This window comes from Halomonas sp. ISL-56, from assembly GCF_018612805.1.
Taxonomy (GTDB): Bacteria; Pseudomonadota; Gammaproteobacteria; order Pseudomonadales; family Halomonadaceae; genus Vreelandella.
In genome coordinates this window covers 96,200-110,379 of sequence record NZ_JAGGRO010000006.1, presented here as the reverse complement: position 1 = coordinate 110,379, position 14,180 = coordinate 96,200, and the positions used below count along the sequence as shown (strand labels likewise).

The following is a 14,180-nucleotide window of genomic DNA, read 5'->3' as shown; positions in this document are numbered from 1 at the left end:
CCAGTACTCTTCTTCGGTGACATCGAAGTCGTCGATCAGCTTGAACAGGTCGCCGACCAGACGATGCACGATCTGCTTGGCGCGGTCATTACCACCGGTTTGGTCGAAGCCAGCCACGGTTTTGATAAAGTCCTGGACTTCGGGGGTATCGAATATCTTCACGGTCATGGTGACATCCTCTTTTTTATAGGGTGTTGTTTTATTAATGAGAACTGACGTGTACGTGCGTAATTAAGTGTCGTCTTCACGCACCGATGAAGGATGACGGCACAAAGGCTTAACGTTTATTTCCATATAAGGGAACAGCGGCAGGTTGCTAACCAACTCTTGTAGCTCGGCGTTATCTTCAACGTCAAAAATACTGACATTTGAGTAGCTGCCTGCCACTCGCCACAAGTGACGCCATTTGCCCTGACGCTGTAAGTCTTGCGAATACGCTTTTTCGGTCGACTTAATCTTCGCCGCTTGCTCTGCGGGCATATTGGGCGGCAACTTAACGGTCATCTCTACTTGAAACAGCATACGTTTCTCCTCTTAGAACGCGGGTGAACGCAAATAATATCTTTACTAACAAGGCTTTAGTTTGCGGGATGTTATTTACGTGCGTAGTGAGCCAATTTATCTTCGTCAAGCGTGATACCCAGCCCTGCGCCTTGCGGGAGTTCCACGCCAAACTCGGTGTAATTGAGAGGTTGAACGACAATGTCATCCTTAAGCAGTAGTGGGCCAAACATTTCAGTGCCCCAGGCCATTTCCGGCAGGGTAGCCCAAGCATGCAATGAGGCAGCCGTGCCGATCGTGCCCTCAAGCAGCGTGCCGCCATATAGGCCAACCCCAGCCGCTTGCGCGACATGAGCCAGTTCCAGTACGCCATGAATACCGCCGGATTTAGCGATCTTCAGCGCAAAGGCACCACTAAACCCGCCGCACACGAGATCTAGTCCATCGCGGGCATCCTGAACGGCCTCATCAGCTAGCATTGGCACGTTGAAACGGTTAGCTAAGCGAACTAAACCAGCATGTTCGCGGGCGTGAATAGGCTGCTCAATTAACTCAATACCGGCATCCTGCAGCGCCTGAATCCCCCGCACCGCCGTGGATTCATCCCAGGCCTGATTAACGTCAACGCGCACACTGGCACGCTCACCTAGCGCTTCTTTTATCGCCGCCACATGACGTACGTCCTGATTAAGCGGATTAGCACCAATTTTCAATTTGAAGTCGCAGTGGCGACGCTGCTCTAATCGCAGCAGTGCTTCGTCGATATCTTTAGCGGTATCTCCGCTGGCCAGCGTCCAAAGCACGGGTAAGTGTTGTTGTTGAGCGCCGCCAAGAAGGTCAGCGATACTCAAGCCCAAGCGCTTGCCCTGAGCATCTAATAACGCGGTTTCTAGCGCTGACTTGGCAATCATGTTGCCGCGGGTATGGCGATTAAGCCGGGCGCGCAGCTGATGGACATTGTGAGAAGGCTGACCGATCAGCAGCGGGGCAAGATAGGTATCGATATTGCGCTTGATGCTCTCCGGACTTTCCGGCCCGTAGGCCAAGCCACCAATGGTGGTCCCTTCGCCGAGCCCTTCGACACCGTCGGAGTGGCGCATGCGCACAATGACCATGGTTTGGCAGGCCATGGTGGTCATGGAGAGTTTGTGAGGACGAATGGTCGGTAAATCGACCAGCAGTGTCTCAATCTGTTGGATGACGGTTGACATGGCGGCTCCAGCGTCTGGCAATCATTTAACTGAATGTCAGTTTGATAGGCGTTAGGAGACGCAACCAATATTGTTTAAGTGCCTTGCCATACCGAGGAGGTATCACCAACGCATGATTGCCCCTTTTCAACAGTGCACCCGCCACACTGGGATATAGTTCTTTGCGTATTGGAAATCTCTGCATTTCGTAATACTTTGCAAGTAAATTAAAAATACATTAACTATCAAACAGATATAAAACCCACCGCCACCAGACAAGCACACTTTCCCCCTCTTGCTTGGGTGCAGAGGGGGCTGCGACAAAAGAATAAGGCGGAAGTAGCTATCAAAGGGTGTTCATGCAGAGCTATAGCACAGCTAAGCGCTGTCGTGCGGCGATCACATCATCGTGGGGATCGTGGTTCCAGAGCCACTCGAAACGTTTTTCCAGATTTTCGATTAGCTTGGCTTCATCGGCGCCGATGCCAACTCCGGCATATTCGTAGACATCTCCTGCTTCATGGGAGGTTCTTTGAACTTTGCAGGTGCGCGCGTGACGTACCTGCTCAAACGTAGCTAGAACATCGCTGACGTTATGAAGATCGCAACTAGCATCTGCCAGCAAACTGGCTAGCACGTAGGCATCTTCAAGTGCCTGACCGGCGCCTGCGCCCTGGTGAGGCACTAATGCGTGGGCGGCGTCGCCGACAATTAGCACGCGGTCACGGTGGTAGCGGGCGAGTTCGGGTAACTCATGCAGCGCCCACCGCGTTGGCTCAGGAATGCATTCTAGGATTGCTTGGCAAGCCGAGCTCCAGCCCTCAAATACTTTCAGCATTTCCGCCTGGGGTACGGGCTGTACCCACCCGGCTCCTTCGGGCAGCTTTGGATTCGGTGTGGAACGATCCGTAATAAACGCGACAACGTTAATCAGCTGTGATTGTTTGACGGGGAACGTCAGTATGTGGCGGTCTTTGCCTAGATACATCTGGGGCACTAAGGCTAATCGCTTCTCTCTGCCTTTTGCCTCCAGCGCAGCCTCCAGTTGGTCAGTCGGGATCATGCCGCGATAGGCATAAGTACCACTCCAAAACGGATTTATCTCGCCGTACTGCTCTGGAGGTAAGACATGGCGGCGCACTACGGACTTGATGCCGTCAAAGCCGATGATCACATCGCCGGTAAAGTGCGTGCCGTCGTCAAAGTAGGCTGTGGCGTTATCACTGTTTTGTTTGACCTCGACACAGCGCTTACCGAAGTGAGCGATGCCTTCCGGTAGATTGGCGACAATGGCATCCAGAAAATCGGCTCGATGTACTGAAGATTGGCCCACACCTGGCGCTAAGCTGGCGGTTAAGTATGTGTCATCGATACCACGACGCCATTCAAACCAAACATCTACAAAAGGTGCTGGGGAGGAGTCGGCAATCCGCTGATAAGCGTATTCCAACCCCAACAGCTGAATGGCTTTTACCGCGTTGGGGCCAAAGGAGACCCCGGCGCCAATTTCTGAGAATTGGGGAGCGGCTTCGAAAAGTTGAACATCAAGGCCGCTATCTCGGGATAGCGCAACGGCGAAGGCTACGCCGCCGATACCGCCACCGACAATGCCAATAGAGAGACGTTTTTGCTGTGTATGTTTGGCTGGCATGTTTCACTCCGCTCAGGGATTTATCGTTATCATGTTGAGCATCACGCTCTGCCCTTAACGCTATTAGGATGAAACAGCAACCACCACACAGCCCCCTTCATCTGGACTATAAACGGTGCTAATAACAATATGAATCAAAGCGTTGAAACCCCCACCTGCGGTCGGAATAGACTATTGTCGAACAATTGGCTGAGCGCATTCTGATGGTCAAGCTTGCCAATATTGACCTGAACTTGCTGGTGGTATTTGACCTACTGTACCAAGAGCAAAACACTCAGCGGGTTGCACTGCGCCTTGGCATTACTCAGCCAGCGGTAAGCCATGCTTTAAAGCGTTTACGCCTTTTATTGGGGGATGAGCTCTTCGAACGCACTTCACAAGGGCTCCAGCCAACGCCTCGTGCCAGCCAGCTTCATCCCGGCATTGCGGACGCGTTAGCCAGAGTGAATGACACCTTGAACCTGCGTGATGATTTCAACCCAGCCCAGAGTGAGCGCACCTTTAATCTCAACATGACCGATATTGGTGAGATCGTTTTTCTGCCACGCTTACTGCAGCACTTCTCTCAAACAGCACCAGGAATCTCACTGCACACTGCTCGCAGCCACAACAATGAGCTGAAATACGAGATGGAAGAAGGTCAGATTGATCTAGCCGTTGGGTTGATTCCACAGCTTGGGGCGGGTTTCTATCAACAGCGACTATTTGTGCAGCGCTATGTCTGCCTTATGCGCCATGACCACCCACTCGCCACCGGTGAGTTTGGCATAAAGGAGTTTTGCTCAGCTCATCACGCCGTTGTCGTTGCTCAGGGAACCGGCCACGGGGTGGTAGAAGAACAGCTAGCAAACGCTGGTATTAAGCGCCCGGTTAGATTAACACTACCGCATTTCGCTGCCGTTCCCTTCATCGTGAGCAGCAGCGATCTTGTGGTGACGGTCACGAATAAGCTGGCCGAGGCTACCTGTGAACGATTTGGGCTCACCGTTCGTGAGCATCCTCTCGCGCTTTCAGAGATTCCGATCAACCTCTTATGGCACCGCCGTTTTCATCAAGATCCCGGTAACCGCTGGCTGCGGGGGCTGATGTTTTCAATGTTCTCTGAATAAATCGTCAGCAGCCCTAGGCATTGGGCCTGGCCCATGCCGCACGGCTGCTGTGGGCAGCAGTCTTATTGGTGATTTTCCAGGTGCCTTGAACCTTGAGCAGTGCAATCACATCGACCCAAGAGTCCTCAAGGTTCTCGCTATTATCAAAACCTAGCAGCACGCTGGCGACCTCTCCGGCCTGTGTGATGGCAATAAAACGGCTTTTGACCGCTCGCTGGCTATTGGCCCAGCGCTCGAAGCGATCGCTGATCAGGTCAGTCGCTACCGCGCCCTCAGCGTCCAGAGCAAAAATCCACGCCTCTTTATGGAAGGCTTCCTGAAGCTTTTCCATACCGCCTTGAAAGCCATCCACATAAAGCTGTACAACGCGTTTGATCTCGTCTATTTCAGGCGCATCGCCCACGACAGTGATATTCGTCATCTCTTTACCCCTGCTTATTAGTTGTCGGTTTTGTATTGTTTATAACCCAAGCATCTCACGAGCCTGCTGCCAGGTAGCTACCGGGCGCTGGTACTTCTCGCAAAGGGCTACGGTACGCTCGACCAACGCCGCGTTGGAGGGCGCCAGGGTTTCGCTATCCAGACGCACGTTATCTTCAAGCCCCGTCCGAGTATGGCCACCTGCCGCAATCGACCACTCGTTAAGCAGGTATTGATTGGCGCCAATGCCCGCACCGCACCACTGCGCATCAGGCGCCAGCCGTTTGAGCGTCTCAATATAGAAATCAAAGGTTGGCTTATCAGCGGGCATCGAGTTCTTTACGCCCATGACAAACTGTACATAAAGCGGCGTCTTAAGCTTGCCTTGCTTAGAGAGGTTCACTGCCTGGTGGATATGCGACAAATCAAACGCCTCTATCTCGGGCTTAACGGCGTACTTAAGCATCTCGTCGGCAAGCCACTCCACCAACTGTGGTGGATTCTCGTAAACACGATTAGGGAAGTTATTGGATCCAACCGAAAGGCTGGCCATATCAGGCTTGAGCGGCAACATACCGCCACGTGCCTCTCCAGCGCCCGAGCGTCCACCGGTAGAGAGCTGAATGATCATGCCTGGGCAGTGCTTCTTGAGCCCTTCCATCAAACGACCAAACTTCTCAGGGTCGGATGAAGGCGTTTGGTCATCGTTGCGAACATGGCAATGAGCAATAGTCGCTCCCGCTTCAAACGCCGCCTGGGTACTTTCAATCTGCTCCTCAACCGTAATCGGCACGGCAGGGTTGTTCTCTTTACGCGGCAGGCTGCCGGTGATAGCGACACAGATGATACAGGGCTGAGACATGGAAACCTCTTCTTGTTCGCATTGCGAATATTGATTTGCATTACGAACAAGATAGGGCGAATATTTACCAGCGTCAAATCTGAATCGCTACCAATGCCGGTGACAGCCACGTTTTAGAAAGAGACATCGAATACCAGAGGGACAATGGTGTAGAGCGCGACCATGATCACCAGCAAGCCGATGACATTGAGCCAGATACCTGCCCGGATCATGCTCTTGATGGGAAGATCCCCGGTTGCGAAAGCCACCGCATTGGAAGGTGTCGCCACTGGCAACATAAAGGCGCAGCTCACGGCAAAGGTGACCACAATCGTCATCAGAAAGGGCTCGATACCCAACCCCACGGCAATAGACCCCATAATCGGGAAGAAGGCAGCCGCCGTCGCTGTGTTACTGGTTAGCTCGGTCAATAGGATGATGACGATAGCAGTGATGGCTAGGATCAGGATCGGAGGTAACCCCGATAATCCCGAAACGCTCTCGCCAACCCAGGCACTCAAGCCAGTGGCGGTGAACTGGGCTGAGAGAGTTAGGCCGCCGCCAAATAGAATCAACACTCCCCAAGGCACGTCACGGGTGGCCGACCACTCCAGCAACGCTCCTTTCCCTTTAGAGGCAGGAATCACAAACATTAGAATCGCCGCTAAGATCGCTACACTGGTATCGTTGATGTTACCTAACCAAGGCAGCGCACTCTGCACGACTGGAATTCTCGCGATTAACGGCAAGAATACCCAGCAGAACACTGCCCCGGTAAAGACCATCAACACACGCGACTCTTCAGGCGTTAGTCGGCCCATCCCTTTGAGCTCTGTCTCAATCATCGCTCGGCCACCCTGGATATTCTCAACCTCCGAGCGGAACACCAGCTTGTTAAGAACTAGCCAAGCCAGCATCAGCATGGTGAATGAGAACGGCACACCCACTAGCATCCAGTGGCCAAACCCGATACTAAGCCCGTGGGTGTCTTCCATATACGCGCGCATTAGCGCCATCGGCGGCTGGCCGATCAATGTGGCCATGGAGCCGATGGTAATGGCATAGGCAATGCCCAGTAGCACAGCGGCAGAAAACTTGGGCGTGTCATCACCGTTACCCAGTGACTTCACTAGCGCGATGATCGAGCCTCCAATTGGCACCATAATCACTGCTGTGGCGGTATTGCTCACCCACATGGTGATAAACCAGCTTGCGAACATCAAACCGAAGACGATTTGAGCCGGCTTGGTTCCTACGGAGAGCACCGTCAGTAACGCGAAGCGTCGATGTAAGTTCCAGCGCTGCGTTGCCAAGCCCAGCAGCACGCCACCCAATACTAGAAAGACAATACTGTGGGCGTAGGGCGAGGCAGTCTCACCAACCGAGGCAATATCGAAAAAAGGGAACAGCACCAGCGGCAACAGCGACGTGGCAGGAATGGGTATCGCCTCAGTCATCCACCAAGTGGCCATCAGCATCGCAATGCCTGCCACTAGACGAGCATTGAAGGCCAGCGTTTCAGGCAAAAGGAAGAGAACACCCAAGCCAATAACGATACCCATTACAAGTGAGATTGGCTTGAAAGCAGAGGCTTCGGAGTAGGGCGCTTGTTCAACGACCCCTGTGGTATGCGACATGATCGTTTTACCTGCATAGCAATAACAGTGCAGGTGAGTGTTACCTTTGCGTGGCTATGCTACCAATACCTCTCAGGTTGATATGCATACCTAATTGAGACATTTACTCATAAACGCGAATCTATTTATATCCTTAAAAATCAACAACTAATTTCTTATAAATAAGAATTTCAGAAGTTAAAGAATCCTTAAATTTTGCACGGGATAGGGTATATTCCCTTAAATTGAGACGTATCGCTTACGACTAATAGATGGACTAACTCTTTCGCCGGTGTCAGCCACCTACGAGTAGTCGCAAAGCAAAGCACCTCACGACTTTTTAGGGAGTGTCCGCATGCATGTAGATACTGCTATTACCAGCCGCAAATCGGATCGCCGTTTTCTCGGCCCCCGGCAGCTTTATAGCCTGCGGCATGTTTATCTAAAGTGTAATACTGGTCGCTCGTGGCCAAGGGCTGCATACCTGCCCCAAGCTGCTTTTTCTGGGTACCACTCAATTATTCGCGACGAGCTTGAGCTGGACGAAAACTCGCTACTGCTTTGCGGTATAGCGCTGGCGTACGAGGATCCTGATGCACCTGAAAACGCATTTATTACCGAGCGAGAAAGCGCAGGGAGCTTTACTACCTTTCACAGTAGTTAAACGAAAAAAACCCAAGCGTCAGCCTGGGCAAGGAGGATAGTTGAGAAAAGCGAGGGTCTATTCCAGCGACACATTGACTAACCAAACGTCGTTTTACGCGATGACGGTCAGCCCAGCTATTCAACTGATGAGATAGTCAACTATATACAGTTACTAAAGCTTTCTGAAACAGAGAAAGAGAATCGATCATAGCGCACCTGGGGTTAGTCACCGGATACCGGAGCCCTTTCCGTTAGGCAGTCTTCTCTCATCAACAATGTTCCGCTGCCATCTGGAATGATTACAACGCGTTTAAGTTGCGGAACATCTTGCTTAGGCATCGGTTAATATAAATGATTTCATCCTTATGCAAGTCGGCAAAAGCCTTTTCTACCACACGCCCCATGAGCTCTCTGACCACAGTCAACTTGGCTTCACCACTCTCAGTCAACTCCACCTCAGTGACGCGACCATCCTGGGGAGAAGGAGAGGTCTTGAGCAACCCTATCTCTTGCATTTTATAGACGATTTTAGTGATGGTGGAGAGCTTCGCCGCCGCATGAGTGGCAATATCCGACATACTCAAGCGGCCTTGCTCACGCAGGATCATGAGCACCCGCCATTTGGAAGAGCTCAGCCCATGAGGCTTGAGCAGAGCATCCACATCGGCGCTGTATTTAGCATTCAATCGAGCTACCCAGTAGAGGGGAAAGTCTTGCGCTCGATACTCATCAGAAAGAGGAAAGAAGGAGGAGGCAAGTTCATCCTTGTCGACCATAAGGTAGGCGCTCCCAGCGCTACGAAAATAGTGGAATATTCTAGCATGTATTCTCTATAACGAAAGCGCTCAACGAATGCTTCACTCCCTCACTCAAGCCGACGTGTCTCAGAAGGGTACTCACCAAACAATTTGTAGTAGCTTGCCGAAAAATGGCTCAAATGACGAAATCCCATTTCGTAAGCCACATCACCAACCCTACTTTCCATTAAGGTTGAGTTTGCTAACTTTCGCCGTACAGCATTCAACCTGATACATCTTAAAAACTCGATCGGGCGCATCCCCACCACTCGCTGAAAACTATTCTGTAATGTTCTCCGACTGACGCGTAAGCGCTCGCAGAGATCAAGCACACTAAGCGGGTCGCCCGGATCGTCCAGGGCTAACTCCTGGCTTTTCTTGACGATATAGGCACTCACAGCAAGCTCGCTGCGCTTCTCCTCGGAATGTGACTGCAAGAAAATATCGAGCAGCACAGCCATCAAGGTATCTTCGACATCCTTCTCAAGCGCGGGAGCTCCGTGCTCCCCCGGCCTGATAGAACCATCGAAATTCCGACACACCTGAACTTTTATCTCTTTCAGCAACCGCATCGGGACATTCATGCCCGGCAGCGAGATAAACTGGGAAAATTGAGCAGAACCCAGCTCGATGTCCGCCAACCGGGTGAATCTTTCTAGATCGACGCTCAACGACAGGAACGCCATCCTTTCCGGCGCATGTAGCAGGAACTCTTCGCCATCGCGGAGCAGAAGAACACTATTGGAGCCTACCTTGCTCCCCTGAATAATGGGCGGCCTTCCTGTGGCAAAGGCCATGCAGAACCGCTGCTTAGGTGCGTTTCCATGCTGGACGACTCGCTTATCCAGCACCTCATGAAAAACTTGAAAACGCTTTCCTGACACCTGGGAAAGTTCACTCGAAAAGCGCCCTGAGCCCAGCTGGTCATAAACCTGCTGCCATCCCTGGATAGCAGCAGCATGCTGTTGAGAGTCATGAAAGGAACGAACTTCGTATCGCATACCCGACCCCCTGAAAACTCCGCATCACCCATAGCCAAGCAGCATGGTTCACTTCACAGTGCCGACCACCCACCAAGTTAGAATTGTCAAAAGAACGCCGCCAAGACGAGCTGCGCGTAAACATTGGTGCCATTGCCGCCCACTTGTGTCCCCCCCTCGGCTTCGTCTTTCTTAGGCTTGTACAGGCCCAGCAAGGGACTGATGACAATGTTATCGGTCACGGCCCACTGCGCGTAGAGATCCAGCTCCCTGCCATCCAGATTCAGCGTATCGCTACCCTTTAGGGTGCTGAAGTCGAAGAAGAGCGCACCAAGGGTAAGCCGTTCCATAGGGCTGGCGGTCAAGGCGATATGATGGACATCGTTATTGCGTGCATAGGGCCCCGCATAGTTAGCCGCGACTTCACCTTGCAACCAAGTGCCCAGCTCGGGGGGGCTGCTCAGGCCGGTAAACAGCGGATCCCAGCCCTCCGAATAGCGGGTATAACGGTAGGTCAGGCTGGGCGTCCAGGGGGCATCGGCGAAGGTGTAGCCAGCCTCGACATACCAAGCATTTTCTGTGCCAGAATCTTTACTCTGCCAAGCATGTTCGAACGCGAAGTTGGCGTTTTCAATACCGGCGTCACTTTCACCCCGCACGCTGTAGACGTTCATTCCATCACGCTGCTGGAGAAAATCATCGGCCCACTCACGGTTGACATCAAGCCCGTGTACCCAGGTCAGCCCGATGAGACCAGCATCGCCAGCGTAGTCGAGGGTAGCAGCGCCCAGTTCGGTTTCTGCCTGGCCCAGATTGTCAGACTTGAGCCAGGCCGCCGTCCCGTGCAGGCCCTCTTGACCGCCGATACGCACCACGGCGGTGCGATCAAAGGCGTGTCTGGCCGCCAGATAATAGGCGCCGCCACGATTGAGTGCACCGTCCGCAGGCCCTCTGCCCAGGTTCAACCCATCGTCGTTAATGATAAATCCCTTGCCGAGCTGGACGGCCTGCCGACCCAGCGAGAAATCCAGCCCATCCTTCCCAAGCGCGGGGAAACGATCCGCGGAGCGCCACCCCAGATAGGCATCCTCAAGCGTCGTACTGCGCTCCGAGCCGTCGCTGTTACCACCGGCATCACCATCTCCCCAGGTGGCGGAGCTGACCCAGTTGAGACCACCGTAAAAGGTGCCAGATTCTCCCACCCCCTGATAACCGCTGAAGCCGTACTTGATGAAACCCTCGCGCCAGTTCGAGCCACCTTCTCTGCTATCGTAGTTCTTGCGACTGTCCATCCAGCCATGAACGGCCAGCAGATCGGCATTTATTGCCCCCTCAGCACTCGAAGACAGTTCGTAGGCTTGGGCCTGACCTACCTGACCAATGGCGATTGCCAGCGCCAAAGCCCCATTGGCAACCCAAGTCGTCTTGAAAGAGTTCATATTTGCACCTTGATGATTTTGTTCTTATAGGCTCGCTTGATGTGAAAACACGAGCTGTTTGATTCAAGCATGCGCCATCCCCACGGAGATTGAACGCGCTCGGTTAACGCACTAGCCCTGGCGCGAAAGAGCCACCTCAAGCGCCTGAACGATCATGTCAGCCTCATCGTTCGTCAGGGTCAAAGGCGGTGAGAGGATGATCTTGCTGCCGACGGGGCGCACAAGTACTCCTTGCTTGCGTGCCTCCTCAGCGATACGTGCTGCATGCCCTTCGCCAGGATCGAGCGGCTGCCGGGTGCACTTGTCAGCGACCAGATCAAGGGCGATCATCAGCCCCTTGCCGCGCACTTCGCCGACCACATCGAAGCGGTCGCTCAATGGTTTCAGCCCCTCAATCAGGTGCGTGCCGACCTTCGCGGCATTGCCTGTCAGGTCTTCTTTCTCAACGATATCCAGCACTGCCAGAGCGGCAGCACAGGCAACCGGATGACCGCTGTAGGTGTAGCCATGCATGATCACGTTGGCAAAGCCTGGAGCGTTCTCGACGGCATCGGCGATGCGCTGATTGAATACCGTGGCGCCGAGAGGGATATAGCCGGCAGAAATCCCCTTGGCCAAGCAGAGGATATCCGGCGCCACCCCCCAGCCACGGCTGCCAAGCATACAGCCACTGCGGCCGAAGCCTGTCACCACCTCATCGGCGATCAGCAGTATGTCGTGTCGGTCGCAGACTTCCCGCAGCCGTGGCCAATAACTGGAAGGCGGCACTATCACGCCACCAGCCCCCTGCACCGGCTCGGCGATAAAGGCAGCGATCGTGCCAGCACCAAGGAAAGCGATCTGTTCCTCAAGTTGACGAATGCAATGCTCGACCAGCTCTTCCGGCTCACGGCAATCCCAGGGATTGCGATAAAGCCATGGAGTATCAAGCAGATAGCAACCTGCGAGCAGTTCGCCATGGTTATAGTGATAGACGCCGTTGCCGCCGACCGAGGTTCCACCTACATGCACGCCATGGTAACCGTTGCGTAGCGATAGGAAGCGGGTACGGCCCGGCTGGCCAGAGGCGATCCAGTATTGACGCGCCATTTTCAGTGCAGTCTCTACCGCATCGGAGCCGCCGGAGTTGAACAGCACTCGGGCCATACGCTCCTGAGCGAACATGCCGGTCAGACGCTCGGCCAAGTCGAACACGCGCGGGTGGGCGATGCCATCGAAGGTCTGATAGTAGGCCAGCTCGTCGAGCTGCGCGGCAATCGCGGCCTTAACTTCGGGGCGGTTGTGACCAACGTTGACGTTCCACAGGCCACCGACACCATCGAGCAGGCGGTTGCCATCGATATCGGTGACGTAGTTGCCGTCGCCGCGGGCGATGATCAGGGTATTGGCCCGATTGGCTGGCGCCGAGGGGCTCATCGGGTGCCAGAACTTCTTTTCCGCCGTCTTGTATTTTGCGTACATGGGTGCGCCCTTTGTCGCTTCTTGTTTAGCACCCTGCTTGAGCACGAGATTCGTGGACATGGTGACCATCCTCACTGTTGAGCGTCGGACTTACGTACGAATAAGAGCTGCTGAGCAGTGAATTCCAGCAGCCCCTCCAGGCCAAACTCGACGCCAAAACCAGACATCTTGCAGCCTCCAAAGGGTGTGTTCGGTTGAATCTGGGCGTGGCAGTTGACCCATGCCACACCACTCTCCAGCCGACTGGCAATGGCCTGGGCTTCGGCTTCGTCAGTGCCCCACACCGAGCCGCCCAGCCCCATGCTGCTGGCGTTGGCACGTTGCAGTGCGTCTTCCACGTCGCGATAGGCGATCAATGGCAGCACTGGGCCGAACTGCTCTTCATCCACCAAGCGATGGCCATCGGTGGCACCGGTGACAATAGTGGGGGGATAAAAGAAACCAGGTCGGCTTAGGCGCTCCCCTCCGCACAGCACCCGTGCACCATGGGCACGAGCATCATCAACAAGCTCGCCCACCAACGTCAGTTGCTCCAGGTTCTGTATCGGCCCAAAGGTCACACCTTCCTCAAGACCGTTACCGATGACTTGTCTCTGAGCAATAAGCGTCAAGGCCTCGGCTAGTGCCTGGCACTGGGATTCGTGCACGTAGAGTCGCTTGAGAGCGGCACAGGTCTGCCCCATGTTGAGGAACGCCGCCTGGAAAATGTCCTCGGCCACCGCCTCGACCGGTGTGCCGGGCAATACGATAGCCGCATCATTGCCTCCCAGCTCCAGGGTCAGTCGCTTGAGGTTTCCGGCTGCCGCTTGCATGACGCGTTGTCCTGTCTCAGTGGAGCCTGTGAAGACAATCTTGTTGATACCCGGGTGAGAGGTAATGGCATGTCCAAAGCCATGCTCCCCAATGACGATATTGGCGACCCCCTTCGGTACATGACGGGCAATAATCTTGATCAAGCGAATCGTACTCAGGGGCGTAAGGCTGGATGGCTTACTAATGACACAGTTGCCTGCGCGCAACGCTGGCATGATGTGCCACACAGCAATCATGAAGGGCCAGTTCCAAGGGGTGATAGAGGCCACCACTCCCAAGGGTTTGTGGTGCATTTCGATGCGCTGCGTAGGCGTCTCTTCAATCAGTTTGATCGGGAGTTCTTGACTGGCGGCATAACGTGTCCAGGCCACGCCACCTCCCACTTCGGCGTAGGCCAAAGCCAGCGGTTTTCCTTGCTCCTGTACAATCAGCTTCGCCAGCTCATCTGCCTCGCGCTCCATATCATTGGCAATTAGATGCAAAAGCTCACAACGTTGCTCATGGGAGCTGAGCCCCCACTGGGTGAAAGCCTCCCGAGCAGCATTGACGGCTTGATCCAACTGTGCGGTTGAAGCAGCCGAGCACTGCGCAAAAGCGGTATCGCTGGCAGGGTTAATGACCTTGAAGCTGCCTTTTTCCCCGGCCACATCTTCGCCATTGATAACCAGATCGTAATTTTCCATAACGCTTCCTTTTGTTTCTCACCCAGACAATGGG

14 protein-coding genes are annotated in these 14,180 nt (G+C 54.0%); 2 read left to right on the top strand and 12 right to left on the bottom strand.

Features of this window, described 5'->3' with window-relative positions; translation table 11 throughout:
• From J7J49_RS05635 to salA, 4 genes are all read right to left on the bottom strand, one after another.
• Window positions 1-168 (bottom strand): dioxygenase (locus tag J7J49_RS05635; RefSeq protein WP_285222407.1); only part of this gene is annotated, 168 nt, incomplete at its 3' end.
• Between the two features lie 63 nt (window positions 169-231).
• Window positions 232-522: a muconolactone Delta-isomerase gene (catC, locus tag J7J49_RS05630; protein ID WP_215090910.1), complete on the bottom strand. Its 291-nt coding sequence runs from the start codon at window positions 520-522 to the stop codon at window positions 232-234.
• A gap of 71 nt (window positions 523-593) precedes the next feature.
• The gene (locus J7J49_RS05625) at window positions 594-1,712 is read right to left on the bottom strand and encodes a muconate/chloromuconate family cycloisomerase (RefSeq protein WP_215090908.1); all 1,119 of its coding nucleotides are present in this window, start codon (window positions 1,710-1,712) and stop codon (window positions 594-596) included.
• A 346-nt stretch (window positions 1,713-2,058) separates the two neighbouring features.
• Complete coding sequence (salA, locus tag J7J49_RS05620; RefSeq protein ID WP_215090906.1) at window positions 2,059-3,342, bottom strand: salicylate 1-monooxygenase; 1,284 nt, start codon at window positions 3,340-3,342, stop codon at window positions 2,059-2,061.
• 185 nt (window positions 3,343-3,527) lie between these two features.
• Between salA and J7J49_RS05615 the strand changes: the two genes are divergently transcribed.
• Entirely contained in the window at window positions 3,528-4,451 is a 924-nt protein-coding gene (locus J7J49_RS05615) for a LysR family transcriptional regulator (protein WP_251048163.1), read from the top strand.
• A gap of 13 nt (window positions 4,452-4,464) precedes the next feature.
• Here the strand turns inward: J7J49_RS05615 and J7J49_RS05610 are convergent, their stop codons facing one another.
• The 3 genes from J7J49_RS05610 to J7J49_RS05600 form a co-directional block, all read right to left on the bottom strand.
• Window positions 4,465-4,872, bottom strand: a complete 408-nt coding sequence (locus J7J49_RS05610) for a nuclear transport factor 2 family protein (protein ID WP_215090904.1) — start codon at window positions 4,870-4,872, stop codon at window positions 4,465-4,467.
• Between the two features lie 39 nt (window positions 4,873-4,911).
• Window positions 4,912-5,733, bottom strand: a complete 822-nt coding sequence (locus J7J49_RS05605) for a 3-oxoadipate:acetyl-CoA acetyltransferase (RefSeq protein WP_215090902.1) — start codon at window positions 5,731-5,733, stop codon at window positions 4,912-4,914.
• 113 nt (window positions 5,734-5,846) lie between these two features.
• A complete protein-coding gene (locus tag J7J49_RS05600) occupies window positions 5,847-7,349 on the bottom strand; it encodes an SLC13 family permease (RefSeq protein WP_215090900.1) in 1,503 nt (500 codons plus the stop codon).
• Window positions 7,350-7,683: 334 nt separating this feature from the next.
• On the opposite strand from J7J49_RS05600, the gene J7J49_RS05595 reads away from it, so the two are divergent.
• A complete protein-coding gene (locus J7J49_RS05595; RefSeq protein ID WP_215090898.1) occupies window positions 7,684-7,992 on the top strand; it encodes a nitroreductase family protein in 309 nt (102 codons plus the stop codon).
• Between the two features lie 280 nt (window positions 7,993-8,272).
• On the opposite strand, the gene J7J49_RS05590 is transcribed toward J7J49_RS05595, so the two are convergent.
• The 5 genes from J7J49_RS05590 to J7J49_RS05570 form a co-directional block, all read right to left on the bottom strand.
• Window positions 8,273-8,749, bottom strand: a complete 477-nt coding sequence (locus J7J49_RS05590; RefSeq protein WP_215090896.1) for a MarR family winged helix-turn-helix transcriptional regulator — start codon at window positions 8,747-8,749, stop codon at window positions 8,273-8,275.
• A gap of 89 nt (window positions 8,750-8,838) precedes the next feature.
• Window positions 8,839-9,771: a helix-turn-helix domain-containing protein gene (locus J7J49_RS05585; protein ID WP_215090894.1), complete on the bottom strand. Its 933-nt coding sequence runs from the start codon at window positions 9,769-9,771 to the stop codon at window positions 8,839-8,841.
• A gap of 86 nt (window positions 9,772-9,857) precedes the next feature.
• The gene (locus J7J49_RS05580) at window positions 9,858-11,189 is read right to left on the bottom strand and encodes an alginate export family protein (protein WP_215090892.1); all 1,332 of its coding nucleotides are present in this window, start codon (window positions 11,187-11,189) and stop codon (window positions 9,858-9,860) included.
• A 111-nt stretch (window positions 11,190-11,300) separates the two neighbouring features.
• Window positions 11,301-12,605 carry an aminotransferase class III-fold pyridoxal phosphate-dependent enzyme gene (locus J7J49_RS05575; RefSeq protein WP_251048164.1) on the bottom strand — a complete coding sequence of 435 codons (1,305 nt, stop codon included), beginning with the start codon at window positions 12,603-12,605 and terminating at the stop codon, window positions 11,301-11,303.
• A 116-nt stretch (window positions 12,606-12,721) separates the two neighbouring features.
• Complete coding sequence (locus J7J49_RS05570) at window positions 12,722-14,146, bottom strand: aldehyde dehydrogenase family protein (RefSeq protein WP_215090888.1); 1,425 nt, start codon at window positions 14,144-14,146, stop codon at window positions 12,722-12,724.
• Between the last annotated feature and the right edge of the window lie 34 nt (window positions 14,147-14,180).

Coding starts and splice junctions, on each gene's coding strand:
- J7J49_RS05580 (WP_215090892.1), bottom strand. CDS start 11,189: ATGAACTCTTTCAAGACGACTTGGGTTGCCAATGGGGCTTTGGCGCTG.
- J7J49_RS05575 (WP_251048164.1), bottom strand. CDS start 12,605: ATGAGCCCCTCGGCGCCAGCCAATCGGGCCAATACCCTGATCATCGCC.
- salA (WP_215090906.1), bottom strand. CDS start 3,342: ATGCCAGCCAAACATACACAGCAAAAACGTCTCTCTATTGGCATTGTC.
- catC (WP_215090910.1), bottom strand. CDS start 522: ATGCTGTTTCAAGTAGAGATGACCGTTAAGTTGCCGCCCAATATGCCC.
- J7J49_RS05570 (WP_215090888.1), bottom strand. CDS start 14,146: ATGGAAAATTACGATCTGGTTATCAATGGCGAAGATGTGGCCGGGGAA.
- J7J49_RS05625 (WP_215090908.1), bottom strand. CDS start 1,712: ATGTCAACCGTCATCCAACAGATTGAGACACTGCTGGTCGATTTACCG.
- J7J49_RS05610 (WP_215090904.1), bottom strand. CDS start 4,872: ATGACGAATATCACTGTCGTGGGCGATGCGCCTGAAATAGACGAGATC.
- J7J49_RS05585 (WP_215090894.1), bottom strand. CDS start 9,771: ATGCGATACGAAGTTCGTTCCTTTCATGACTCTCAACAGCATGCTGCT.
- J7J49_RS05600 (WP_215090900.1), bottom strand. CDS start 7,349: ATGTCGCATACCACAGGGGTCGTTGAACAAGCGCCCTACTCCGAAGCC.
- J7J49_RS05590 (WP_215090896.1), bottom strand. CDS start 8,749: ATGGTCGACAAGGATGAACTTGCCTCCTCCTTCTTTCCTCTTTCTGAT.
- J7J49_RS05605 (WP_215090902.1), bottom strand. CDS start 5,733: ATGTCTCAGCCCTGTATCATCTGTGTCGCTATCACCGGCAGCCTGCCG.
- J7J49_RS05595 (WP_215090898.1), top strand. CDS start 7,684: ATGCATGTAGATACTGCTATTACCAGCCGCAAATCGGATCGCCGTTTT.